The sequence below is a fragment of the Acidiphilium acidophilum genome, assembly GCF_033842475.1.
Lineage (GTDB): Bacteria > Pseudomonadota > Alphaproteobacteria > Acetobacterales > Acetobacteraceae > Acidiphilium > Acidiphilium acidophilum.
Genome location: NZ_JAWXYB010000018.1, coordinates 597,080 through 619,905, shown reverse-complemented (window position 1 = coordinate 619,905; position 22,826 = coordinate 597,080). Strand labels below are relative to the sequence as shown.

The window sequence follows — 22,826 nt, the reverse complement described above, 5'->3', positions numbered from 1 at the left end:
TTATGACAGTATTTCTTATGGTATATCTAACGTTACAAGAACGCAGAACTTAGGTATCATCACGAATAGGCAGCTAAACCGCGTATCTACGGCAACGAATGCAAAAATGTCCGTAACAAAATTCATGATCAAGTTATACAAAGTTTACCCGGTTATACACAAATCTCCGTATAACCCCGTAAACTCCCTATACTTCCTCCATCATCGCCGTGAATCGCCCGAACAAATGCCCCGCATCGGACGGTCCCGGACTCGCCTCCGGGTGATACTGCACTGAAAAACAACGCTTCCCGACGCACGCAATCCCCTCGTTCGAACCATCGAACAGGCTCCGATGCGTCACCACAACGCCTTCCGGCAAGGAGGCCTCATCAACCGCAAACCCATGATTCTGGCTGGTGATCTCAACCTTGCCGGTCGCAATCTCCTGCACCGGTTGATTAGCCCCCCGATGCCCGCGCGCCAGCTTGTACGTCGTCCCCCCCAGCGCATGGGCGAGCAACTGATGCCCGAGGCAAATACCAAACAGCGGCACCCCGGCATCGAGCACGCCACAGATCGCCGGTACCGCATAAGCCGCCGTCGCCGCCGGATCGCCCGGACCGTTCGACAAAAACACCCCATCCGGCCGATGGCGTAGAATATCCTCGGCGGAGGCCGTCGCCGGCACCACGATCACCCGGCACCCCGCGCTCGCCAGATTGCGGAAAATATTGCGCTTCGCCCCGAAATCGACCGCCACCACGGTATGGCGCGGTGCGGACTGCCGGCCGAACCCCTGCACCCGGTCCCAGACCGTCTCGGTCCACTCGTAACTCTGGGTGCACGAGACCTCACGCGCCAGATCCATCCCGGCCAGACCCGGCCACGCCCGCGCCCGCGCAACCAGCGCATCGAGATCGAACTGGCCATCCTGTGGAAACGCGATCAACGCGTTCGGCGGCCCGTCATCGCGGATCGCGCGGGTCAATCCCCTGGTATCGACCCCGGCAATCCCGACCAGCCCCATGCGCTGGCACCAGCGCGCCAGCCCTTCCGCCGCCCGCCAGCTCGACGGTACCGTGATGTCCCGGTTGATCACCAGCCCGCGCGCAAAGGCGGTAGTCGCCTCGACATCGGCCCCGTTCGCCCCAACATTGCCGATATGCGGAAAGGTGAAGGTGATGATCTGCCCGGCAAACGACGGATCGGTCAGGGTTTCCTGATACCCGGTCATCCCGGTCGAAAAACACAGTTCCGCTGGCATCCCGTCGCTGAATGCCCCGAAGCCGCGGCCCCAGAACACCCGCCCATCACCCAGTACCAGCGCCGCCGTCGCCGCCTCGGGCCGCGCGGACACTGCATCGGGTGCCGAGCCGCCCGGCAGATCGTGCAAGGTCAACCCGGTCGCCGCCAGCACCGCGGGCCAGTGACGGGCCGGAATCGCACCGGCACTGCGCCATTTGCGGACCGCCTCGGTCGAAACCATGGTAAGCCGGGCTGCGGCCTCGGCCCCGCCCAGACGATCGATCAGTTCAGCAATGGATTTTGGCATGATTTTGCGGTAGTGCCGGAAATTAAATCCGGGATCAACCGAAAAATGTCCCGACGATGCTATGCCGGAATTTATTTCCGGACCCTGAAAGGATATTGCGATGAGTGAATTACGTGCCCGCCTTCAGGCCGACCTCAAAACCGCCATGCTCGCCCGGCAGGCTTTGACCGTCTCCACACTGCGCATGGCCGCCGCCAAACTGCGCATGGCCGCCGCCAAACTGAAGGATACCGACATCGCAGCCCGCCCGAAAGGCATCGAGGCGGTGCCGGATGACGAGATCATTGCGATGCTGCGCGGCATGGTCAAAACCCGCCGCGAGTCGGAATCCCAATACCGCCAAGGCAACCGCCCCGACCTCGCGGACCAGGAAGCCGCCGAAATCGCCATTCTCGAAACCTACCTGCCCCAGACCCTGCACGGCTCGGCGCTCGATGCCGCGATCGATCGGGCCATCGCGGCGAGCGGTGCCGCCTCGGCGAGGGACATGGGCAAAGTCATCGCCGCGCTGAAATCGGCTCACGGCACCGCACTCGACATGGCCTCCGCCTCGGCGGCGGTGAAGGCGAAACTCGCCGCCCTATGAGCCTGCCGCCCAATTTTCTCGATGAACTGCGCGCCCGCACCCCGCTGGCCCCGCTGATCGCGCGCAAGGTCCGGCTGGCGCGTTCCGGCCGCGACCAGAAGGGGTGCTGCCCGTTCCACAACGAGAAATCGCCGTCGTTTTATGTCTATGACGATCATTATCATTGTTTCGGCTGTGGCGCGCATGGCGATGCGATCAGTTTCGTCATGCAGAACGATGGGGCGGGCTTCATGGAAGCCGTCGAGCGCCTTGCCGCCGAAGCCGGGATGCAGGTGCCCAAGCCCACCCCCCAGGCCGCCGAGGCCGAGCGGCGCGAGGCCGATCTGTCCGAGGTTCTGGCCGCCGCCGCCGCCGAATATCGCCGCCTGCTTCGCCTGCCGCAGGGCGCGTCTGCTCTCGCCTATCTGCGCGGGCGGGGGCTGAGTGACGCGACGATCGAGCAGTTCGGTCTCGGCTGGTCCGGCGAAGGGCGGGGGGTGATCACCGAGGCGCTTGGCCGCCAGGGCATCACGCCGGGCCGGATGATCGAGGCCGGGCTGCTGAAAGCCACCGAGCGCGGTCCGGTCGATTATTTTTTCGCCCGCGTGATGTTCCCGATCCGCGACCGCAGGGGCCGGATCATCAGTTTCGGTGGCCGGGTGCTCGGCGACGGCCAGCCGAAATATCTCAACGGCCCCGAGACCGACCTGTTTTCCAAACGTCAGACCCTCTACGGCATCGATCTCGCGCGATCCGCCGTGCGCAGCGGCGCCACTCTCATCGTGGTCGAAGGGTATATGGATGTCATCGCCCTGCATCAGGCCGGATTTTCCGGTGCGGTCGCCCCGCTGGGCACCGCGCTGACCGAGCAGCACCTCGCCGAATTATGGCGGATCTCGCCTCGCCCGCTCCTGTGTTTCGATGGCGATGCCGCGGGGCGGCGGGCGGCGTTGCGTTCGACCGAACTGGCGATCAGGGCGCTCGCGCCGGATCGCGGTCTCGCGGTTCTGGCGCTGCCCGACCGGGACGACCCCGACAGTCTGATCCGCCGCGAGGGCGCGCAGGCGTTCAAGGCGCGGATCGAGACGGTTCCGCACCTCGCGCAGACCCTGTTCGACATGCTGGCCGACGGGGCCGATCGGGCGACGCCCGAGGGTAGGGCCGCGTTCCGCAAACGCCTCGAAGCCGTGGCCCGCAGTATCGAGGACAAGTCACTGGCAGGGGAATACCGCGCGGCCATGATCGATCGCCTGTATGCCGAGCGACGCCAGGGATTCCAGAAAGCCGGTCCGGGCAAATCATCGCGCCAGAAATCCCCCCATGTTTCGCTTCCGCGACCGGCGATCGACACCGAAACGACGGTCGGGCGCCGCGCACGGCTGCTCACCGCAATTTTACTTTGCTATCCATCGATGTTGCCCGATCTAGAAGAAGCATTCGGTCTGCTCACCCTTCCCGATGATTGCGCACGGCTGCGCGATTCGATGTCCGAGTGGTTTCATGGTGCCGAGGCCCTTGACTCTGCCGATCTGCTCAACCATTTGACTTCGTCGGGTCTTCGAGATGTGGCGGATCGGGTGATATCGCTCTTTCCGCAGCACACCCCCGAGACCGACCCGGCTGCGATGGCCGAGTTGGAAGCATCTTGGTACGGGATTTACGGGCTCATGAACCTTGGCTGGTTGCGCGAACAATGCGCCGAGCAGAGCCGACGCTGGCAAGAGGAGCCGGAACCCGAAGTCTGGAATCGCCTGGTTTCGCTGACGCGCGCCCTGAAACGGGCCGAACGCGGCGAAGCCGACAGCGATGCCGTTTTTTAACCGAATGATCTGCGATTTATCTCTCGCCTTGGAGACTGATGCATAATGGCTCTGAAACCCGCCGCCGCCGAAACCGCCGTTCCTGAAGCCGAAGCCGACAGCCCCACCCTCGATATCCAATCGGCGGCGTTCAAGCGGCTGATCGCGAAGTGCAAGGAACGCGGCTACATCACGTTCGATGAACTCAACGCCGTGCTGCCCTCGGACCAGAACAGCTCCGAGCAGATCGAGGACGTGATGGCGACGCTCAGCGAAATGGGCATCCAGGTCGTCGAGGGCGAGGAAGCCGAAGAAACCGAAGCCGCGCCTGCCGCCGAAAAGGAAGAGGAAGCCGCCGAGGCCGACGAGGAGACCCCGGCCGGCAATATCAGCGAATCGAGCGGCAGCCGCACCGACGATCCGGTGCGGATGTATCTGCGCGAGATGGGCACGGTGGAATTGCTGTCGCGCGAGGGCGAAATTGCCATCGCCAAGCGGATCGAGGCCGGGCGCGACATGATGATCGGCGGGCTGTGCGAAAGCCCGCTGACCTTCCGCGCGATCATTTCGTGGCATGAGGCGCTCAAGGACGGCAAGATGCTGCTGCGCGACGTGATCGACCTCGAAGCGACCCAGGGCGGCGGCGATGCGGGGTTCAATCCTTCGGCCCCCGTGGTCGAGGAGGTCGATGACGAGGAGGAGTCCGAAGGCAGCGGCATGTCGCTTTCCGCGGTCGAGGAAAAGCTCAAGCCGGAAGTGTTCGAGACCTTCACGGAGATCGAGAAGCTCTACGAGAAGTTCATGAAGCTCCAGCACAAGCGGCTGGACGCACTGAACGCCGGCGAGGAGGCGAGCACGCGCTCGGAAAAGACCTACGAGAAGCTGCGCGACGAACTGGTCGCGAAGGTGCAGCAGGTGCGGCTCCATGCCAACCGGATCGAGGAGCTGGTCATTCAGCTCAAGGAACTGAACCAGCGGATGAACGGGCTGGAAGGCCAGATGATGCGGCTGGCGGAGAGCTGCAAAGTGCCGCGCGACGAGTTCCTCAAGGCCTATCGCGGGCGGGAGATGGACCCCGGCTGGCTCGATGACGTGGCGAAACTGCCGGGCAAGGGCTGGAAGCTGTTCGTGCCGCGCTTCGGCACCCAGATTACCGATCTGCGAGCGCAGATCGGGCGGATCGCCGCCGAGGCGCAACTGCCGATCGAGGAATTCCGCCGGGTCTATTCCACCGTTTCGCGCGGCGAGCGCGATTCGACGCGGGCGAAGAAGGAAATGATCGAGGCCAATCTGCGCCTCGTGATTTCGATTGCCAAAAAATACACCAATCGCGGCCTGCAGTTTCTCGACCTGATCCAGGAGGGCAATATCGGGCTGATGAAGGCGGTCGATAAATTCGAGTATCGCCGTGGCTACAAGTTCAGCACCTACGCGACCTGGTGGATCCGCCAGGCGATCACCCGCAGCATTGCCGATCAGGCGCGGACGATCCGGATTCCGGTGCATATGATCGAGACGATCAACAAGCTGGTCCGTACCTCGCGCCAGATGCTCCACGAGATCGGGCGCGAGCCGACTCCGGAGGAACTCGCCGAAAAGCTCGGTATGCCGCTCGAAAAAGTCCGCAAGGTGCTCAAGATCGCCAAGGAGCCGATCAGCCTCGAAACCCCGATCGGCGACGAGGAGGACAGTCATCTCGGTGATTTCATCGAGGACAAGAATGCGATCATTCCGCTCGATGCCGCAGTTCATGCCAATCTGCGGGAGGCGGCGACGCGGGTGCTGTCGTCGCTGACGCCGCGTGAGGAACGCGTGCTGCGGATGCGCTTCGGGATCGGCATGAATACCGATCATACCCTTGAAGAGGTCGGCCAGCAGTTCAACGTGACGCGCGAGCGGATTCGCCAGATCGAGGCCAAGGCGCTCCGCAAGCTTAAACATCCCTCGCGCAGCCGCAAGCTGCGGAGCTTTCTCGAAGACTGAGGGCGCGCCATGCTCGATTATGCCCAGGCACGACCCGGTGAGGCGGTGGACCGCACGATCGTGACGGTGACGTTCATGCGGCTCGATCGCAAGCCGCCGGTGGTGTGGGCGCCATTGCCCGAGGGGGCGGCGATCGAGCTGGTTCGCCCGATCGATGTGGCGCGGTATCGCGACCTTTACGATCGGGTCGGGCAGAACTGGCTGTGGTGGCTGCGGCGGATGATGCCGGACGATATGCTGGCGCGGCTGCTCGCCGATCCGGCGGTGGCCATTTATGTTCTGACGCTCGATGGCGTCGAGGCGGGGTTTTTCGAGCTCGATGCCACCTCGTGGCCCGATGTGAATTTGAGTTATTTCGGGTTGCTGCCCTGGGCGATCGGCAAGGGGGTCGGGTTTTCGTTGCTCGGTGCCGCGATCGAGCGGGTGTTTGCCGGGCCGGTGCGGGGGATGACAGTGAATACCTGCACGGCGGATCATGCCCGGGCCTTGCCGAATTATCAGCGGGCGGGATTTCGCATTATCCGCCAGATCAACGAGGTGTGGGATATTCCGCGCCGGTTGGGGTTCGTGGTGCCGGAACGGTTGCTCACCCGAGCTGGATGACGGCGGCGCCGCAGGCGACGATGCCGATGGCGAGGAGGCCGCGCCGGCCGGGATTTTCACCGAGGAACCACCACGCGAACAGAACGCCGAACAGCAGCGCGGTTTCGCGCAGGGCGGCGATGCTGCCGATGGTGGTCTGGGTCATTGCCCACAGGGCGAGGGCGTAGGAGGTGACCGAGCAGGCGCCGCCGCCGAGGCCGCGCAAGATCAGGGCTTTGGGGCCGAGGCGGAACAGGCGGCCGAGGCGGAATTTCAGCAGGATGAGGGCCGATGGGATTGCGGGGAGGACGAAGGTCCAGAGCGCATAGGAAATCGGCGCGTGGGAGAGGCGGGCGCCGTAACCGTCGTTCAAGGTGTAGCCGGCGATGATGGCCGCGTTGGCGAGGGCGAACAGGACCGCGCGGCGTTCGCCGGGTTCGCCGCGCGGCTGGGCGAGGAGGATGACGCCGGCGGAGATGGCGAGCAGGCCGATCCAGCCATGCCAGCCGAGGCGTTCGCCGAAGGCCAGGGCGGCAACGGCGGCGGTGAGGGCTGGGGCGGTGCCGCGCATGATCGGGTAGGCAAGGCTGACGGCACCGGCGGTGTAGGCTTCGGCGATGAGATAATAATAGAGCAGATGGAAGGCGGCGGAGACCGCGAGATGGGACCAGGAGGCGCGCGCCGGTACTGCCAGAAAGGGCAGGAAGATCGCGCCGCACAGTGCGGCCCCGAGGAGAACCGCGACGGTTGCCGCCCGACGGTCCGCCCCGCCGCGGATGCCGACATTCCAGGCGGCGTGGAGGGCCGCACCGATCAGGACTGCGCCCAATGCCTCGACGGGGATTGCGGCGTGGATCATCAGAGGCGCGGGCGCGGCATGGCGGGACGATATCAGAGCGGGTGGGGCGGGTGAAGCGAATGCTTGCGATCCCTGCTATTCGTTTTGTTATCGTAACGATATGGGCGTGCGAAAGCGTGGGTGTGGGGCGTGATTTTTGATTTTCCGGCGGGGGTGCGGCGGCGGAACGGCGTTCGACCGGGATGCGGTGAGGAGGGTGCGCGGGACTGTGGGGAGCGTGGTTGCGCGGGGTGGGGAACGGCACGCGCGGTTTCCCCTGCCCGACACTGCGCGGCGGGGAAATCGGCGCGGGGGTGCGTGAGATGGGGTTGTCGTTGCTGGCACGGTAGGCTGCGAGGCGGCGGCAGGTGAGGTTGAGCACGCCGGTCGTCAGGTTGCCGTCAGGGTATTGCGCCGCGAGAACCGCGAGGAGTCCTTCGAGGATCTCGATGATCCGGCCGATCACATCGGCATGGGTAAGAGGGTGAGACGGCGCATTGCTGGACACGCACCCTATTCATCACAGGGGGTGGGGGGTGAGAAAGCGTAGTGAAGGGAAGAAGGGCTACTTTTTTGAAAAAAAGTAGCAAAAAACTTTTGTTAGTTGGGGCACGGGTGTTTCAGAGGGCACGGGCTCAGATTCAGAGAGTTTTTTGGTTCTTTTTTGCAAAAAAGAACCCTTTTTTCCCTTGCCTTACCCTCCCTCAATTGCTTCCCTCCCCGCAATAACGCAGGGCCTCGTTAGAAGGAGTTAATATGATGTGGGGATGGCTTCAGCGCGTCAGGCGGAGGTTGCACAAAGTGGCAGGCCGGGATGAGCGCAAGGAGCGTGATCTCGCTTGGTTGGAGCGGAATGAGTTGCGGCGGGTGTTGCCGCGTTATGCGATCGGGCGGGGGAGTTATGGCAATCCTTCGGTTCAGTTCGAGGATGAGGGGGGTGTGCTGGTGGTCGGGCAGTTCTGTTCGATTGCGGAAGGGGTGCAGATATTGCTGGGGGGCGAGCATCGGGCCGATTGGGTGACGACGTATCCGTTCAATGTGAGGCTGCGTTCGGCCTGGGGGATTGCGGGGCATCCGCGATCGAAGGGGGATGTGGTGATCGGGCATGATGTGTGGGTGGGGATGGATGTTGTGATCATGTCCGGCGTGACGATCGGCAATGGGGCGGTGATCGGGGCGCGGGCGGTGGTGACGCGGGATGTGCCGGCTTATGGGATTGTGGCGGGGAACCCGGCGCGGCTGGTGCGGTATCGGTTCGAGGCGGAGACGATTGCGCGGTTGCAGGCGCTGGCGTGGTGGGATTGGCCGGATGAGCGGATCGAGCGGTTCGTGCCGCTGATGTTGAGCGGGGATGTGGCGGGGTTTTTGCGGGCGGCGGGGGGATAGGGTTTCGGGATACCCTTCCCCCGGCGCTGTGGGGTTAGAAGACCAGCCCGAATTCCATGGTGGCGACGACCTGGTTGGTGCCTTGCCCGGCATTGCCGAAGCCGGCGGCGGGGGTGCCCTGGTCGAGCAGGTGGACGTAGCCCATGTTGAGCCGGGCGTAGAGGTTGCGGTGCTGCCAGGTGGGGGCGATGGCGAGGCCGACGAGCTGGGCGTTGGGGGCGACGAACCAGGCATCCTGCGCGGCGGAGCCTTTGCTGGTGGCGTATTCGACCCAGGCACCGAGCGAATAGGGCGATTTGGCGAATTGGTAGTCGGCGAAGACGGCGGTTGCGAAGTTGCTGGTGGTTTTGGGGATATCGTCCGACACGCCGCCGGAGGTGGCGAATTCGTAGCGGTGGAGGGGTTTGGCGTATTGGTATTGGGCTTCCGGGGTGAGCGAGAGGCCGCCGTGGCTCCATGTGTACCATGCGCCGATCAGGTTGGAATTGACGGCAGCCAACTGGCCCTGACCGCCGACGCCGTTGGCGCCGCCTGCGCTTTCACCGCCGCTGCCGTAGGCGAAGGCGTTGGGGCCGGTGACGCCGAGGGCGACGCCGCCGTAGAGGTTCAGGCTGTTGCTGGCGTCGAAAGTCTCGGTGAGGAGGAATTGGAGGTAGTTGAACACGCCGGTGTCGTAGCCGTCGCCGAAGACGATGGTGCCGCTGAATTTGCCGTGGTTGTAGACGGCGGAGATGCCGCGGCTTTCGCTGTTCTGGACGGCGGCGATGACGGTGCGCAGGGCGACCGGGTTGTTCCAGGCGAAGGCCGATTCGTAGCCTTCGACCGAGTTGACCTGCCCGACCGAGATGTTGAAGGCTTTGCTCGGGGCGAGGGTGATGAAGGCGGCGCGGATGGGGCCGGTGGTGTAGGCGTTGCCGTTGATTTCCTTGGGCCGATTGGTGCCGAGGTTGATGTTGGTATATTCGGCGGCCTGCAGGGTGAACTGGATGAGTCCGGTGGGCTTGCGCATCTCGATCATGAAATCGTCGATTTCCGCGCCGACCGATTTGGTGCCGGCGACGCTTTGGCCGGAGTCGGTGGCGGTGCCGGATTGGCCGTAAAAATAGCCATCGATGCCGGCGGAGATTTGCAGGGGACCGAGGGGGCCGCCATCGATGTTCTGCCAGGACGGGCCGTTGAGGGCGGCGGCGGTTGCGGGGTGGAGCATGAGGAGGGCGGCGCCGGTCGCCATGAGGGTTGCGAGGCGCGGGCCTGAGGTGGTTTTTTGCATGTGAAGCTTCCTGTTTCGATATTCCTCGGCGGCTATATCGATGGGGTGGGGTCACAGGAAGGTGAGAGGGGGTTGGTGGGGGTGGGATTTACAGGTTTTTACATGTGGCGGGGACGATGGCGATGGACGCGGGTCGAGGTCATGCCGGATGCGATCTTGGAGACGGCGGCGGGGGTTTGAGGCTGGGGGTTTTCCGTAACGGGGAGGCTTCGAGGTTTTTGAGGAGTTGGGCCGGCGGCGTGGCGATCCGTTGCGTGATGGCGGGATCAGCGGATTGGACGCATTGGTCGGATGAGATTGTTGGGCTTCGCAAGGGCTCTGCCCAACCTACGCTTGCTGGACATGTATCGGGTTGTGAAGAGATGGACGTTGGACGAGGACCGGTTGCTCCTATTTTTTTTATGTCGTTAGAGGCCGGACGCCGATATTGCCGCATAACGCTTCGGATGTCATAATCAATAAATGAGCCAGCGACCAAGGGGGACAACGCTTGCAGAATTTTTACCCCTCGGAACCGCTGAGCGCAAACTACTAACTGCTGTTGCGGCCGGTGAGATTGCGCAATTTGAAACCGCGCTTCCTATATTATCTGACGAAACGAATACTATTCGTGCCGAATACATAAGATTTCTTGCAGTTGGCGGCGATGAAAATACTCCCATTCATGAGAAGGGAATCTGTATTTCTGGTGGCTGTATCATAGGGCTTCTTGACCTCCAATGTACATCAATAAATTTTGGCATTTTATTGCTAAACTGCCGCATATTTGAAGAAATTATTCTTAATGATTCGACTGTCGTTGGACTGTTGAATTTTCAAGGAAGTAGTATAGCGGGATTGAAAGCTGATAGAATCAGGTGCTCTGCTGGCCTGTTCCTGCGCAATGGTTTCCTTTCGAGGGGAGAAGTCCGTCTATTAGGCGCACATATAGTCGGCGACTTTAACTGCCGACACGGATTTTTTATCGAAGGTCCAACCGGCATTTCGATCAACGCTGACGGAATTGACGTTAGCGGTTCTATATATTTTGATGATGGTTTCGTTGCTGCAGGTGCTGTCCGGCTCCTAAGTGCCAAGATTGGTGGAAGTGTTTCCTGCAGACGGGGTGTTTTTAATAATCAATTAGCTATGGACGGAATTAATGTTAGGCGTAACGTCGATATCGACCAAGAATTTGTGGCAGCAGGAGAAGTAAGATTACTAGGGGCTCATATTCAAGGTGATTTGTCTTGCAGACTTGGTTTTTTTAAATCCGCGGGTATTGCGCTAAATTGCCAGTCCATGCGTGTCAACGGAATTTTGTTCTTGGATGAAATACGCGTGCCGAACGGCATCATTTTTTTGGGCCAAGCGGCTGTACGCACATTTTCAGACGATAATAATTCCGCGACGACCCAAAGAATCATTGATGGATTTACCTATTCCACACTTGAAAGTCCCCGATCCTCGGACGCTGATGCATGCATCAGGTGGCTTGAGACACAAATTGTCGTTGACAATCCGCAAATTAATTTAGCGACGACTTTTAGACCTCAACCATGGCTGTGTCTTACCCAACTTCGACACTTTGCCCTTCACGCGCGTGAAAAAGTCGCAGAATTCCGCGAGTTTTTGAACGGCCAGACAAAATGTGGTGCTAAACACGTGAGGTTGGCAGGAATAGGTTGATGATTTTTTCTTGACTCATGCCGATTCGGCATGGTGCTCTGCCTTATCGTAGGTCAGCAGCCATGTTCATCCGTGTCAAGAAGATCGGTCAGTACGAGTATCTCTACCTTGTCCAGAACGTCCGCGAGGGTGGTCGCCACGTTCAGAAGGTCATCAGCACGCTTGGTCGGCGCGACGATGTCGAAAACTCTGGCTTGCTCGATGGCCTGATCGCGTCGGCCGCCAGACATTCGCGGCGGTCGATCGTGCTGTCGCGGTTCTACCGGGGCGAATTGGCAGAACTGCGACGACGCAGTATCGGCCCCGATCTGGTGTTCGGCCGACTTTGGCAGGAAACGGGGTGTGCCGGGAGTCTACGCCAGCACCTCGCTGATCGGCATTTCGGCTTTGATGTCGAGCGCGCAGTCTATCTCACCGTCCTGCATCGGCTGATGGTATCGGGATCCGACCGCCGTGCCGCGTCATGGCGGGAAACCATCGAGGTGCCCGGCGCAGACGGGATCACCCTCGATCACGCCTACAAGGCGATGGCCTGGCTCGGTGAGCCGATCGCCCCGGTCACACCGGATGATGCCCGGGAGAGATACCAGGCGGAGGTGATCGAGGAGGCGCTGTACGCACATCGACGAGCGTTGTTCGGCGCGGCGGTCGTCGCATTCTTCGACACCACCTCGCTGTATTTCGAAGGGCGTGGTGGTGCGACACTCGGGCAACGCGGTCACTCGAAGGATTATCGCCCGCAACTCAATCAGGTCGTGCTGGGGATCGTGCTCGACGAGAACGATCGGCCGATCACCTCGTTCCTGTGGCCAGGCAACACGACCGATGTCACCACGCTGCTCCCCGTGGTCGAACGGCTGCGATCGCGCTTCGGCATCAACCGCGCCTGCGTCGTCGCGGATCGCGGCATGATCAGCGCGGCGACGATCGCCCAACTCGAGGCGCAGGGTATCGACTACATCCTCGGGGCCCGCGAACGGTCCAGCAAGGAGATCCGCGACACGGTTCTGAATGATGACGGGGTCAGCGTGCCGCTGATCATCCCGCGTCAGAAAGGGGCAACCGAATTGGCCGTGAAGGAGGTGAAGATCGCCGGTCGCCGCTACATCGTCTGCCGCAATCCCGAGGAGGCGCGCAAAGATGCTGAAACACGTGCCAAGCTGCTGAGCGATCTCACCCGCAAATTATCCCAGGGTGACAAGGCCCTCGTCGGCAACAGCGGGTATCGACGGTTCCTTGTCGCTCCCGACGGCGCCGGCTTTGCCATCGATCCGGCAAAGGTCGAGGCAGACGCTGCCTTCGACGGGCTGTTCGTGCTGAGAACCAACATGAAGCTCTCGCCGCTCGCGGTGGTCCTGCGTTATCGCCAGCTCCTCTCGGTCGAGCAAAGCTTCCTGGCCAGCAAGACCTTGATGGCTACCCGCCCGGTTTACCACCGCACCGACGCTGCGATCCGCGGGCATATTTTCTGCACGTTTCTCGCCCTCATTCTCCGGCATGAACTGCTTGCGCGTCTCGCGAAACGCAAAGACCCCATGCCAGAATGGCAGCAGATCATCGATGACCTCGCCGATCTCAGCGTCGTCGACGTCGAACAGGACGGTCGTCGAGCCCGGCTTCGAACTGCCCCACGCGCCAGCATCGATCCCGTCTGCCGTGCCGTCGGGTTGAGCCTGCCACCCGTGTTCCAGGAGATGCCATCATCCAAATCACGTGAACCCGCCACCTGAATTCCTGTGGTGCCTAAAACTCAAAACGGCCTCTATCCCGTTGTAATATCACTTTATTTTTTTCGTCACTGTGGAAGTTGGGTCTTAGGAACGTTTTGCGGACATCTGGGCACTATGAAGTTGCTCGCGAAATTGGCATTGGATTTGAGCGCCGCAAACGGCAGTGCGGTTTGATCGGTGGAACCTCGAAGACGTCGGCTTGGTGGTGTCCTCGTCCGATCTGGCCGGCTGCCCGATTTATCTATCGGGGATTATCCGAGGTACTTCATTCCTTGCCTATCCGGTTGTCACCCACACCCACTAAATGTGGGGTGGGCCCATTCCCCGGAATACAGCCCGTCAAAGGTCGGAGCGGCTGCCCCGCCCGCGATTGCGAGCAGCGAGCGGAACGCGTTGAAGGGATAGAAGCGTCGATTGAACCGAAATGTGAATTCGTTGAGGTAGGCTTGTAGATGCTTGGCGCTGACCCCGTGATGGATGCCGTCGATCCAGGTCTTCAGATTGGCGAAAACCAAGTGAATGATCGGCAGGAATTCTTCCGCGACCTCCGGGTCAGCGCATTCAGCAATTGCGTGGTGGTCGAATCCCCGCTTTCCGAGGCTAGTGTATCCGCTCCATTCGTCGGTGACGATCAGCGATCCAGGAGCGACGGCCTTTTCGATGAATCCACAGAGCGAATGAGCGCTACGGTCGGGGACGACAGCGAGACGAACACGTCCCGCGTAGCGACCGTCTTTACGTCTGTCGAGTTTGGTTCCCGGCTTGCGGTGGCGCACCTCTACGGCGCAAGAGACGAGAACCTTGTGATGGACGCCCCGGCCTGCGCCACGGGTTCGTCCTCCGACCCAGGTTTCATCCACTTCAACATGTTCTTGCGGCTTGCCGCCAATCTTATCGCGCTCGGGGCGCACCATCCCAGCGCGCAGCTTATGAAGGATGCCGAAGGCCGTCTCATAGCGCGAAAGGCCGAGTTGCCGCTGAAATTGGACCGCCGACATTCCTGGCGTTTGACTGGCGATCAAATAAGCCGCCCAGAACCAGATCGACAACGGTGTGTGGCTGCGCTCCATAACGGTCCCGGCCATCAGGCCAACGTCTTTGCGACAGGCTCGGCAGCGCAGCACGCCGGGGCGCGCCGCGAAACGGAATGGTTCGCCGATAACGCCGCACCACGGGCAGGCAAACCCATCACTCCACCGGGCCTTTTCGAGATAATCGGCGCACGCCGCGTCGTCGGGGAAAATGCGCTGGAATTCCGGCAGAGACTGGGGGAAAGGCAGATCTTCACGAGCCAAGGTATTCATGGCTGGAACTAGATCTAGTGGGTGTGGGTGTCAAACGGATAGGCAAGCTTCATTCTTGCTACGGCGGTCTGGTTGATTATGGCTATCGACCACTTAAACTAGTATTTATTTCAATTTTTGTCTGGCTGATCTGCACCGGGTTTTACTATGTCGGGGCGAATAACGGCGCCTTTGCACCGAGCGATCCGATCGTCTTTCAGAATCCGGCCTATGCGTCCTGCCGTCCGCCGCTGGATAAAAATCCTGTCTGGACGCGGTGCAAGTCACTGCCGCCGGAATATACGGAGTTTTTCCCACCTATGTACTCGCTCAACGTATTGTTGCCCGTAGGAGACCTAGGCCAAGAGTCAAGTTGGGGGCCGATGACGCCGAGGGTTGTCGAGGCGGATGGGTTTCGAATGAACCTGGGGCTAATCATGCAAATATGTGTTTGGTTTGAGACGTTATTTGGTTGGGGTGCAAGTCTTATTCTGGTGGCGGTTATATCGGGATTGACCAAGCGCGACGATTAATAATTTTTGCTTCATTTTATAAAACACGTTCTTGCTTGAGTATTACAAAAGGAAGGCGGATTACGCTTGCTTTTCCGCCCTACGGTTGTTGCATTATTGAAAGTTTTTGCTTCTTTTTGCAAAAAGAAGTCTTTTGCTTTTTCTTGATTTTGAGCCGGAATCAGCGCCGCGGTCATGCGGGGATCAGGGCGCGGGCGACGATTTCTGGTTCGCGGGCTATGACGCGCAGGTAGGCCATGGCGGGGGCGTCGGGTTGTTTGCGGTTTTGTTCCCAGTCGCGCAGGGTGCCGATCGGGATTTGGTAGCGGGCGGCGAATTCGGTTTGGGTGATGCCGAGGCGCTGGCGGATCAGGCGGGTGATGGCGGCGGCGGTTTGGGCGGCGGAGAGGATCGGGGCGGCATCCGGGTTGGTGGCGATTTCCCGGGCGATATCGTTGTCGGTCTTGGCGTCCTGCGCGGGCCAATCGATGGCGCGCAGTGATGTTTCGATCAGGTCTTGGGTGACTTTTACGATAGCCATAGGCGTTGCTCCTGGCGGCTCGCCTTGCGAACCGAGATGATCCTATAGGTTTCGCCGCGCATCGTGGTGGTGCAGACAAAGAGACGGCCGGCGATCAATCCGAAGGCGTTGACGCGGGTTTCGCCGTAGTTCTGTCGATCGTCGATCGTTTTGCCCACGGCGTTTTCGAGGATGACGGCACCAAGGGCGAGCGATATGCCGTGTTTGGCGATATTTGCCGCGTCCTTGGCATCGTCGAACTCGATATCCATTGTGACTTATACGGCTTATCCGTAGAACAAGCAAGGTGAGACGCGGGACGCGCGGTCGGATCGATGGGTTGCCGCCGATCCGACATCGCGAAGGGAGATGAGGCAGGCTGGTTTGTTACACTGAAAAATACTTTGCTTTCGGGTTGAGCACGACGATGGCGCTGGTGGATTGTTCGGGGTGGAGTTGGTGTTCGTCGGAGAGGGAGACGCCGATGCGGTCTGCGGCGAGCAGTTTGAGGAGCTGGGACTGGTCTTCGAGGTTCGGGCAGGCGGGGTAGCCGAAGCTGTAGCGGGAGCCTCGGTAGGATTGGGCGAGCATTTTTTCGATGTCGCGGTCGTCTTCCGATGCGAAGCCGCATTCGGCGCGGATGCGTTTGTGGGTGTGTTCGGCCATGGCTTCGGCCATTTCGACTGAGAGGCCGTGCAGGTACAGGTAATCCTGGTAGCGGTTGTCTTCGAACCATTCGCGGGCGATTTCGGAGGATTTCTGGCCCATGGTGACGATTTGCAGGGCAATGACGTCGCGTTCGGGGTCTTCGATGTCGCGGAAGAAGTCGGCGATGCAGTCGCCGTCTTCGCGGGGTTGGCGCGGGAGGGTGAAGCGGGCGATTTCGGTGGTGCCGTCGGGCTCGAACAATATGAGGTCGTTGCCCTGGCCGGCGGCTTTCCAGTAGCCGTAGATCGCCTGGGGCTTGAGGATGTCCTGGGCTTCGCAGAGGGCGAGCATGCGCTTCATGATCGGGCGGAGTTCCTGGCGGGCCCAGCCGAGGAATTCGTCGAGGGATTTGCCCTGTTTGCGGAAGCCCCATTGGAACTGGAACAGCGAGCGTTCGTTGATGAAGGGGACCAGGGCTTTGGCCGGGGTTTCGATGACGCGGGCCCCCCAGAAGGGCGGGGTGGGGATTGCGAGGTTTTCGGTCAGGCGGCGGCGGCGGAGTTGGGCCGCGTTGATGTCGACCGGGGCGAAACCGCGGGTGTCGGCCTGGCCGAGTTTGCGTTTGGTGTTGCGGGATTTGCCTTTGCGTTTGGCTTGCAGGGCGGCGAGGTAATCGTCGAACGCGTTGCCGGTGACTTTGTCCATCAGATGCAGGCCGTCGAATGCATCGCGGGCGTAGGCGACGCGGCCGCCGGCGTAGGCGGCGACGCAATCATCCTCGACGTAGTTGCGGGTGAGCGCGGCACCGCCGAGCAGGACCGGGATTTCGAGGCCCTGGCGGGTCATTTCCTCAAGGTTTTCGCGCATTATGACGGTGGATTTGACTAACAATCCGGACATGCCGATGGCGTGGGCGCGGTGTTCCTTTGCGGCGGCGACCATGTCGGCCAGGGGGACTTTGATGCCGAGATTGACGACGCGGTAGCCGTTGTTGGTGAGGATGATGTCCACGAGGTTCTTGCCGATGTCGTGGACGTCGCCCTTGACGGTGGCGAGGACGATGGTGCCTTTTTCCTGGCCGGCGACGCGTTCCATTTTCGGCTCCAGATAGGCGACCGAGGCTTTCATGGTTTCGGCGGATTGCAGGACGAAGGGGAGCTGCATTTTGCCGGCGCCGAACAGCTCGCCGACAACTTTCATGCCGTCGAGCAGGATGTTGTTGATGATGTCGAGCGGTTTGTGGGTTTGCAGGGCATCGTCGAGTTCGTCGGTCAGGCCTTTGCGGTCGCCGTCGATGATGCGGTCCTTGAGGCGGCCTTCCACGGTTTCGGCGCGGGTTTTTTTGGTCGCCTGGGCGGCTTTGCGGTCGGCGAACATGGCGAGGAGTTTTTGCAGCGGGTCGTAGTCTTCGCGGCGGCGGTCGTAGATGAGGTCTTCCATGACCTCGATTTCTTCGGGCGAGATCTGGTGCAGGGGGCGGATTTTACTGACGTGGACGATGGCGCCGGTCATGCCGGCCTTCACCGCGAGGTCGAGGAAGACCGAGTTGAGGACGGCGCGGGCGGCGGGGTTGAGGCCGAAGGAGATGTTGGAGAGGCCGAGGATGATCTGGATGTCGGGGAATTCGTCGCGGATCAGCTTGATGCCTTCGAGGGTCCATTGGCCGAGTTTGCGGTCGTCCTCGTTGCCCGTCGCGATGGTGAGGGTGAGCGGGTCGATCAGGAGGTCCGACTGGGGCAGGCCGTATTCGCCGGCCATGGCGACGAGGCGGCGGGCGATTTCGAGTTTGCGTTCGGGTTCCTTGGCCATGCCGACTTCATCGATGGTCAGCGCGATGACGGCGGCACCGAATTTTTTGGCGAGGGCGAGGCGTTCGCGGGCGATGTGTTCGCCGTCCTCGAAATTGATCGAGTTGATGATGGGTTTGCCGCCGTGGAGTTTGAGCGCGGCTTCGATGACCGGGGTTTCGGTGGAGTCGATCACTAACGGCGCGTTTACCGAAGATGTGAATCTTGTGATGACCTCGTTCATTTCGAAAAGCTCGTCGCGGCCGACGAAGGCGGTGCAGATGTCGAGCGCGTTGGAGGCTTCGGCGACCTGTTCGCGGCCCATGGCGACGCAGCCATCCCAGTCGCCGTGTTCCTGGAGTTCGCGCCATTTTTTCGAGCCGTTGGCGTTGCAGCGCTCGCCGATCGAGAAATAGGAGTTTTCCTGGCGGAGCGGGGTGGTGCCGTAGAGGCTCGCGACCGAGGGGACCCAGTGGGATGTGCGTGCGACCGGGGTGGGGCGGGGGTTGCCCAATCGGGTCAGCATGGCGTTGAGGGCTTCGATATGGGGGATCGAGGTGCCGCAGCAGCCGCCGACCAGGTTGATGCCGTCTTCGAGGACGAAGCGTTCCATCCAGGAGGCGAGTTCGGCGGCGCCGAGCGGGTAATGCGTGGCGCCGTCGACCAGTTCGGGCAGGCCGGCATTGGGCTGGATCGAGATCAGGCCGGGCCAGTTTTGCGAGAGGTAGCGGACGTGTTCGGCCATTTCCTGCGGGCCGGTGGCGCAGTTCAGGCCGATCAGGGGGATGTCGAGCGCGTGGATGACGGTGCTGGCGGCGGCGATGTCGGGGCCGACCAGCAGGGTGCCGGTGGTCTCGACGGTGACCTGGACGAAGATGGGGATGTCGCGCTTGAGTTCGGCGCGGGCGAGTTTGGCGCCGTTGACGGCGGCCTTGATTTGCAGCGTGTCCTGGCAGGTTTCGATCAATATCGCATCGACCCCGCCATCGATCAGGCCGCGGCATTGCTCGGCGAGGGCGGCTTCCAAGGGATCGTAAGCGATGTTGCCGAGGCTGGGGAGTTTGGTTCCCGGTCCGACGCTGCCGAGGACGTAGCGGGTGCGGCCATCGGCGAAGGTTTCGGCGGCTTCGCGCGCGAGTTCGGCGGCGGTGCGGTTGATCTCGCGGGCGCGGCTGCCGAGCTGGAATTCCTCGAGCGTGATCGGCGAGCCGCCGAAGCTGTTGGTTTCCACCATGTCGGCGCCGGCTTCGAAATAGCTGCGGTGGATTTCGCGGATCAGGTCCGGGCGGGAGAGGTTGAGGATTTCGGTGCAGTTTTCCTTGTCCCAATAGTCGCGCTCAACATCGAGGGTGAGCGCCTGGACGCGTGCGCCCATGCCGCCGTCGCAGAGCAGGACACGGTGGCGCAGGGCTTCGAGCAGAGGGAGTTTGGTCATGATGTCTCGTAATATAGGAAGAGGCGAACATTTCCAATCGGCGATGAACAGGGAGGGTGGGATGCGGATCGGGGTGGTGGTTGGCGGGGCGGTGACGCCGGGGGATGCGGTGCTGGTGGCGGGGGATGCGGCGGTGACGGAGGGGGTGGCGTGCGAGCGGTTCCGGCTGGCGGCGAACCCGTTGCACGGCATCGGGTGCGCGTGCTGCGCGCCGCGCGGGCCGGCGGCGGAGGCGCTGGGGCGGCTGTTTCTGGCGCGGGCGCGCGGGGTGGTGCCGTGGTTTTCCCGGGTCGTGGTTGTCGCGGATACGACGGGGGTGGCGGCGGTGCGGGCGGCGCTGGTGGGGGATGCGGTGACGATGGCGCGGTTTTTCGAGACGGACCCGCCCGCTGAGGGGGGCCGCTAACCAGTCCACCTGACTGACCGGTAGTTAGTTATGTTGACATTCTGATAGTGTTCCCGTATCGTTCCTCCCGTAACCTGGGAGATGAGCGATGGGCGAGCGACGCAACTGGACTGAGACGGCTGACAATACGATCCGGCAGATGCGGGCCGGGGGGGCGACGTGGGCGGCGATCGGGGATGTGCTCGGGCTGTCGCGCAATACGATCATCGAGCGGGGGCGGCGGATTCAGGCGGTGGGCGGGCCGGTGCCGGTGCGCAAGCCGGTGCGGCTGCCGGAGGATGATCCGAACCGCGAGCCGCTGCGGGCGGGGCATCCGATTTCGTGGGGGATACTGACGCGCGGGACGGTGCTGGAGGGGGTGGCGTTCGTGCCGCTGGCCGATGAGGGCGGGGAGTGCGCGCGATGAATGTGGTGCGGGCGCAGTCGGTCGGGGCGGTGTTGGGGTCGGGGGTGACGATGCGGGCGGCGATCCGCCCCTGCCCTGCCGTGAGCCAGGCGGATCGGCCGGCGGCGGCGCTGATCGCGCGGCTGGAGGAGGCCGGGACGACCCTGCTGGCGATGCCTAATACCGGGTATTCGCCGCATCTGCGGGTGACGCGCTACGAGGTGGTGCACAGCGCGCTCGATGCCTACGGGTGGGAACCGGCGCGGGTGCGCGCGGCACACCCTTCCGGGGCGGCGATCGACCGGATGGACGAGGCGCTGGGGTGGCTCGCGATCATTCCCGAGGAGCGGTTCGTGCTGCGGCGGATATTGGGGGCGCGGGCGCTGACCCATCCGCTGACCGGGCGGTATCTGTTCCCGTGGCGGCGGCTGGGCAGCGTGCTGGGGGCCGATCATAAATCGGTGCAGCGCTGGCACAGGGATGGGGTGGCGATTATTTTGTCGGGGCTTGGGTAGGGTTGGGCAAGAATGAAAATTCTAATGAGTGTCCCTAAAAAGCTTAAACTTTCTTTTTTGCCAGAGCCGAAGCCCTCCGGCGTTCGTGTCGATTCCCATTTTTCGTACTTTTGTAGGGGGTTCGCTTCTGGTTGGGTATTGGCTTTTCTTTCAAATTTAGTATTTTTTTATATTTTTTCTGCTCTTCATTGAGTTTTGATAATTCGGATTGAATCTCAGCGTCCGTCGATGTCTTCGCTTGAATTTCGTGTACTATGGTTGTGAGGGCATTTAATTGTGCCGCCGTAACCATTCACACCCCCCCTTTCTTGCCTCGAATGAAGCGTTAGCCAACGGCCGGTAAAATGTCGAAAGGCTGGGCTTGCTTTTCCACCCGAACCGGACTCTACGATTCTGATGCCCCGTCAGAGAATCCCCGGCCTGAAAGACATTAAACGTACTGATTTATCTGCGATGTCGCGCGTCGAGCTTGAAGAACTGACCTGGGATTTACATGAATTGGCGCGAGCGCTGGCAAACCATGCCGGCGAGGATTCAACAACCAGTTCCCGTCCGCCTTCCAGCGACAATCCCTACCGGCGTAACACCAAGAGCGGGCAAAGTTCTGAGCGCTCCGACCGGGACGACAAAACCGATGGGGGTGGTGGTTCCGCGCCGGGCGGCAACGCTTCCGCCGGCAACCCTGGACCCAAGCCGGCCGGCAAACGGCCAGGGACGAAAGGGTTTTGGCGCCGGTTGCCGATTATAGTCAGCGGTGAACTCCTGCATGCGCCGACAGCGTGCGACGCATGCCGTGCAGTTTTCGGATCTTCCACCGTCTCGCAAAGCCGCCAAGTCAGCGCTCATCTGAGCTTTGAACTCACCCGCGGCGACATGAGCCTTCATGTCGCAGCCACGAAACATTGCTATCTGGCGATACGCTGCGACTGTGGCCACGAGACCATCGCACGCCCCGCAACCGGACTGTGCTCACATGTCGAGGGGCGCCGGCGCGACCTGCTGATGAGCGAGCGCTGCCTGGTTGGCCCGATGCTCGCCACCTTCATCGCGGCGCTGTCGCTGCGTTTCCGCCTCTCGCGCGTCAAGATCGCTGAATTCCTGGCTGACTGGCTGGGCGTTGAGCTCGGGATTGCCACCATCGAACGCTGCATTCACGAATTCGGTCTGGCGAGCGAACCCGTGGTCGAGCAATTGATCGAAGATGTGCGTGCGGCTGACATCGTCCATCTCGACGAAACCCCGTGGTATCAAAAGGCAAGTCTGCTGTGGCTCTGGGTTGCGGTGACGGCAACCACGATCGTCTATCGGATCGGCAGCCGCAAGCACTGCGAATTGGCCGCGCTGATCGGCGAGGCCTTTCTGGGTTGGCTCGTCACCGACGGTTACGGTGCCTATCGCGATCATCCACGCCGCCAGAGATGTCTGGCGCACCTGATCCGTAAGGCCCGCGCGCTGGCAGAGGGGCATTACGGCGCGGGATCAGGCTTCGGCAGCGATCTGGTCCGCGATCTGCGCCGCCTGATCGAGCGCGTGCATGACGGCGACGACCCCGCCGCCATCAAGCGCCTGACCGCGAGCATCAAATGGAACTGTCAATGCAATCGCCATGAGATCGATGCGAAAGTTCGCGGGCTGGCAGGTGAAATCCTCAATGACTGGGACGCAGTGGTCGCCTTCGTCGCCGATCGGGATTTACCGCCCACCAACAATGATGCCGAACGTGCGCTCCGCCACGCGGTGATCTCGAGGCGCATCAGCTTTGGCACGCGATCCGATGAAGGGAGCCGGTTCTATGCCGCCGCGCTCAGCGTCATTGACACCTGCCGCAAGCGTGGCACTGATCCATGGGCCTATGCCTGCGCCCTCATCACCGCCGCACGAGCTAACAATCTGCTGCCCACAATCCCTGCCCAGGTAGCGGTCTGACCCGGGGGGTGTGAACGGTTACGTGCCGCCTGCATGGCCATAGTTTCTACGTTG

Annotated in this window: 21 protein-coding genes; 12 read left to right on the top strand and 9 right to left on the bottom strand. The window is 61.6% G+C overall.

Annotated features, from left to right (window positions below):
- Positions 1 to 187: 187 nt before the first annotated feature.
- Complete coding sequence (gene carA, locus SIL87_RS05560) at positions 188 to 1,534, bottom strand: glutamine-hydrolyzing carbamoyl-phosphate synthase small subunit (RefSeq protein ID WP_319613207.1); 1,347 nt, start codon at positions 1,532 to 1,534, stop codon at positions 188 to 190.
- Positions 1,535 to 1,634: 100 nt separating this feature from the next.
- On the opposite strand from carA, the gene SIL87_RS05555 reads away from it, so the two are divergent.
- The 4 genes from SIL87_RS05555 to SIL87_RS05540 are packed head-to-tail and all read left to right on the top strand — an operon-like array spanning position 1,635 to position 6,484.
- Positions 1,635 to 2,120, top strand: coding sequence for a GatB/YqeY domain-containing protein (locus SIL87_RS05555; RefSeq protein ID WP_319613206.1), 486 nt, complete (start codon positions 1,635 to 1,637; stop codon positions 2,118 to 2,120).
- Positions 2,117 to 3,919, top strand: a complete 1,803-nt coding sequence (dnaG, locus tag SIL87_RS05550; protein WP_319613205.1) for a DNA primase — start codon at positions 2,117 to 2,119, stop codon at positions 3,917 to 3,919. The genes SIL87_RS05555 and dnaG overlap by 4 nt, the downstream gene beginning before the upstream one ends.
- Positions 3,920 to 3,964: 45 nt before the next feature.
- Positions 3,965 to 5,881: an RNA polymerase sigma factor RpoD gene (gene rpoD / locus SIL87_RS05545; protein WP_319613204.1), complete on the top strand. Its 1,917-nt coding sequence runs from the start codon at positions 3,965 to 3,967 to the stop codon at positions 5,879 to 5,881.
- 9 nt (positions 5,882 to 5,890) lie between these two features.
- Positions 5,891 to 6,484, top strand: coding sequence for a GNAT family N-acetyltransferase (locus tag SIL87_RS05540; RefSeq protein ID WP_319613203.1), 594 nt, complete (start codon positions 5,891 to 5,893; stop codon positions 6,482 to 6,484).
- Here the strand turns inward: SIL87_RS05540 and SIL87_RS05535 are convergent.
- On the bottom strand, positions 6,468 to 7,322 hold the full coding sequence (locus SIL87_RS05535) for a DMT family transporter (RefSeq protein WP_319613202.1): 855 nt from the start codon (positions 7,320 to 7,322) through the stop codon (positions 6,468 to 6,470). The genes SIL87_RS05540 and SIL87_RS05535 overlap by 17 nt on opposite strands.
- A gap of 780 nt (positions 7,323 to 8,102) precedes the next feature.
- Between SIL87_RS05535 and SIL87_RS05530 the strand changes: the two genes are divergently transcribed.
- Entirely contained in the window at positions 8,103 to 8,687 is a 585-nt protein-coding gene (locus tag SIL87_RS05530; RefSeq protein ID WP_319613201.1) for a CatB-related O-acetyltransferase, read from the top strand.
- 34 nt (positions 8,688 to 8,721) lie between these two features.
- Here the strand turns inward: SIL87_RS05530 and SIL87_RS05525 are convergent, their stop codons facing one another.
- The gene (locus tag SIL87_RS05525) at positions 8,722 to 9,957 is read right to left on the bottom strand and encodes an outer membrane beta-barrel protein (protein WP_319613200.1); all 1,236 of its coding nucleotides are present in this window, start codon (positions 9,955 to 9,957) and stop codon (positions 8,722 to 8,724) included.
- A 462-nt stretch (positions 9,958 to 10,419) separates the two neighbouring features.
- Between SIL87_RS05525 and SIL87_RS05520 the strand changes: the two genes are divergently transcribed.
- Positions 10,420 to 11,625, top strand: a complete 1,206-nt coding sequence (locus SIL87_RS05520) for a hypothetical protein (protein WP_319613199.1) — start codon at positions 10,420 to 10,422, stop codon at positions 11,623 to 11,625.
- A 62-nt stretch (positions 11,626 to 11,687) separates the two neighbouring features.
- Positions 11,688 to 13,355, top strand: coding sequence for an IS1634 family transposase (locus tag SIL87_RS05515; protein ID WP_319613198.1), 1,668 nt, complete (start codon positions 11,688 to 11,690; stop codon positions 13,353 to 13,355).
- Positions 13,356 to 13,642: 287 nt separating this feature from the next.
- Here SIL87_RS05515 and SIL87_RS05510 read toward each other — a convergent pair whose 3' ends face one another.
- The gene (locus SIL87_RS05510; RefSeq protein ID WP_319613197.1) at positions 13,643 to 14,659 is read right to left on the bottom strand and encodes an IS1595 family transposase; all 1,017 of its coding nucleotides are present in this window, start codon (positions 14,657 to 14,659) and stop codon (positions 13,643 to 13,645) included.
- A 17-nt stretch (positions 14,660 to 14,676) separates the two neighbouring features.
- Here SIL87_RS05510 and SIL87_RS05505 point away from each other — a divergent pair, with 17 nt between their 5' ends.
- Positions 14,677 to 15,171, top strand: coding sequence for a hypothetical protein (locus tag SIL87_RS05505; RefSeq protein WP_319613196.1), 495 nt, complete (start codon positions 14,677 to 14,679; stop codon positions 15,169 to 15,171).
- 11 nt (positions 15,172 to 15,182) lie between these two features.
- Here the strand turns inward: SIL87_RS05505 and SIL87_RS05500 are convergent, their stop codons facing one another.
- The 4 genes from SIL87_RS05500 to metH form a co-directional block, all read right to left on the bottom strand.
- Positions 15,183 to 15,347 carry a hypothetical protein gene (locus SIL87_RS05500; RefSeq protein WP_319613195.1) on the bottom strand — a complete coding sequence of 55 codons (165 nt, stop codon included), beginning with the start codon at positions 15,345 to 15,347 and terminating at the stop codon, positions 15,183 to 15,185.
- Positions 15,344 to 15,691 carry a helix-turn-helix domain-containing protein gene (locus SIL87_RS05495; RefSeq protein ID WP_319613194.1) on the bottom strand — a complete coding sequence of 116 codons (348 nt, stop codon included), beginning with the start codon at positions 15,689 to 15,691 and terminating at the stop codon, positions 15,344 to 15,346. Before SIL87_RS05495 ends, SIL87_RS05500 begins: the two co-directional genes overlap by 4 nt.
- On the bottom strand, positions 15,679 to 15,942 hold the full coding sequence (locus SIL87_RS05490) for a BrnT family toxin (protein WP_319613193.1): 264 nt from the start codon (positions 15,940 to 15,942) through the stop codon (positions 15,679 to 15,681). The genes SIL87_RS05495 and SIL87_RS05490 overlap by 13 nt, the downstream gene beginning before the upstream one ends.
- A gap of 115 nt (positions 15,943 to 16,057) precedes the next feature.
- Positions 16,058 to 19,540: a methionine synthase gene (metH, locus tag SIL87_RS05485; RefSeq protein WP_319613192.1), complete on the bottom strand. Its 3,483-nt coding sequence runs from the start codon at positions 19,538 to 19,540 to the stop codon at positions 16,058 to 16,060.
- Between metH and SIL87_RS05480 the strand changes: the two genes are divergently transcribed.
- The 3 genes from SIL87_RS05480 (at position 19,539) to SIL87_RS05470 (ending at position 20,846) form a co-directional block, all read left to right on the top strand.
- Positions 19,539 to 19,946 carry a P-loop NTPase family protein gene (locus tag SIL87_RS05480; protein WP_319613191.1) on the top strand — a complete coding sequence of 136 codons (408 nt, stop codon included), beginning with the start codon at positions 19,539 to 19,541 and terminating at the stop codon, positions 19,944 to 19,946. The two genes, metH and SIL87_RS05480, sit on opposite strands and share 2 nt — an antisense overlap.
- An 88-nt stretch (positions 19,947 to 20,034) precedes the next feature.
- Entirely contained in the window at positions 20,035 to 20,352 is a 318-nt protein-coding gene (locus tag SIL87_RS05475; RefSeq protein WP_319613190.1) for an AsnC family protein, read from the top strand.
- Positions 20,349 to 20,846 (top strand): DUF6362 family protein, encoded by a 498-nt coding sequence (locus SIL87_RS05470; protein ID WP_319615915.1) that lies wholly within the window; start codon positions 20,349 to 20,351, stop codon positions 20,844 to 20,846. Before SIL87_RS05475 ends, SIL87_RS05470 begins: the two co-directional genes overlap by 4 nt.
- 43 nt (positions 20,847 to 20,889) lie before the next feature.
- On the opposite strand, the gene SIL87_RS05465 is transcribed toward SIL87_RS05470, so the two are convergent.
- On the bottom strand, positions 20,890 to 21,138 hold the full coding sequence (locus SIL87_RS05465) for a hypothetical protein (RefSeq protein ID WP_319613189.1): 249 nt from the start codon (positions 21,136 to 21,138) through the stop codon (positions 20,890 to 20,892).
- Positions 21,139 to 21,719: 581 nt separating this feature from the next.
- On the opposite strand from SIL87_RS05465, the gene tnpC reads away from it, so the two are divergent.
- Complete coding sequence (gene tnpC, locus SIL87_RS05460; protein ID WP_319613188.1) at positions 21,720 to 22,772, top strand: IS66 family transposase; 1,053 nt, start codon at positions 21,720 to 21,722, stop codon at positions 22,770 to 22,772.
- Positions 22,773 to 22,826 lie beyond the last annotated feature (54 nt).

Bases quoted from the DNA above. Each gene is read 5' to 3' on its own strand.
- SIL87_RS05495 (WP_319613194.1), bottom strand. From the start codon at position 15,691: ATGGCTATCGTAAAAGTCACCCAAGACCTGATCGAAACATCACTGCGC.
- SIL87_RS05515 (WP_319613198.1), top strand. From the start codon at position 11,688: ATGTTCATCCGTGTCAAGAAGATCGGTCAGTACGAGTATCTCTACCTT.
- carA (WP_319613207.1), bottom strand. From the start codon at position 1,534: ATGCCAAAATCCATTGCTGAACTGATCGATCGTCTGGGCGGGGCCGAG.
- SIL87_RS05555 (WP_319613206.1), top strand. From the start codon at position 1,635: ATGAGTGAATTACGTGCCCGCCTTCAGGCCGACCTCAAAACCGCCATG.
- SIL87_RS05520 (WP_319613199.1), top strand. From the start codon at position 10,420: ATGAGCCAGCGACCAAGGGGGACAACGCTTGCAGAATTTTTACCCCTC.
- SIL87_RS05535 (WP_319613202.1), bottom strand. From the start codon at position 7,322: ATGATCCACGCCGCAATCCCCGTCGAGGCATTGGGCGCAGTCCTGATC.
- metH (WP_319613192.1), bottom strand. From the start codon at position 19,540: ATGACCAAACTCCCTCTGCTCGAAGCCCTGCGCCACCGTGTCCTGCTC.
- SIL87_RS05475 (WP_319613190.1), top strand. From the start codon at position 20,035: ATGGGCGAGCGACGCAACTGGACTGAGACGGCTGACAATACGATCCGG.
- dnaG (WP_319613205.1), top strand. From the start codon at position 2,117: ATGAGCCTGCCGCCCAATTTTCTCGATGAACTGCGCGCCCGCACCCCG.
- SIL87_RS05510 (WP_319613197.1), bottom strand. From the start codon at position 14,659: ATGAATACCTTGGCTCGTGAAGATCTGCCTTTCCCCCAGTCTCTGCCG.
- SIL87_RS05500 (WP_319613195.1), bottom strand. From the start codon at position 15,347: ATGACCGCGGCGCTGATTCCGGCTCAAAATCAAGAAAAAGCAAAAGAC.
- SIL87_RS05525 (WP_319613200.1), bottom strand. From the start codon at position 9,957: ATGCAAAAAACCACCTCAGGCCCGCGCCTCGCAACCCTCATGGCGACC.
- rpoD (WP_319613204.1), top strand. From the start codon at position 3,965: ATGGCTCTGAAACCCGCCGCCGCCGAAACCGCCGTTCCTGAAGCCGAA.
- SIL87_RS05470 (WP_319615915.1), top strand. From the start codon at position 20,349: ATGAATGTGGTGCGGGCGCAGTCGGTCGGGGCGGTGTTGGGGTCGGGG.
- SIL87_RS05490 (WP_319613193.1), bottom strand. From the start codon at position 15,942: ATGGATATCGAGTTCGACGATGCCAAGGACGCGGCAAATATCGCCAAA.
- SIL87_RS05480 (WP_319613191.1), top strand. From the start codon at position 19,539: ATGATGTCTCGTAATATAGGAAGAGGCGAACATTTCCAATCGGCGATG.
- SIL87_RS05540 (WP_319613203.1), top strand. From the start codon at position 5,891: ATGCTCGATTATGCCCAGGCACGACCCGGTGAGGCGGTGGACCGCACG.
- tnpC (WP_319613188.1), top strand. From the start codon at position 21,720: ATGAGCCTTCATGTCGCAGCCACGAAACATTGCTATCTGGCGATACGC.
- SIL87_RS05465 (WP_319613189.1), bottom strand. From the start codon at position 21,138: ATGGTTACGGCGGCACAATTAAATGCCCTCACAACCATAGTACACGAA.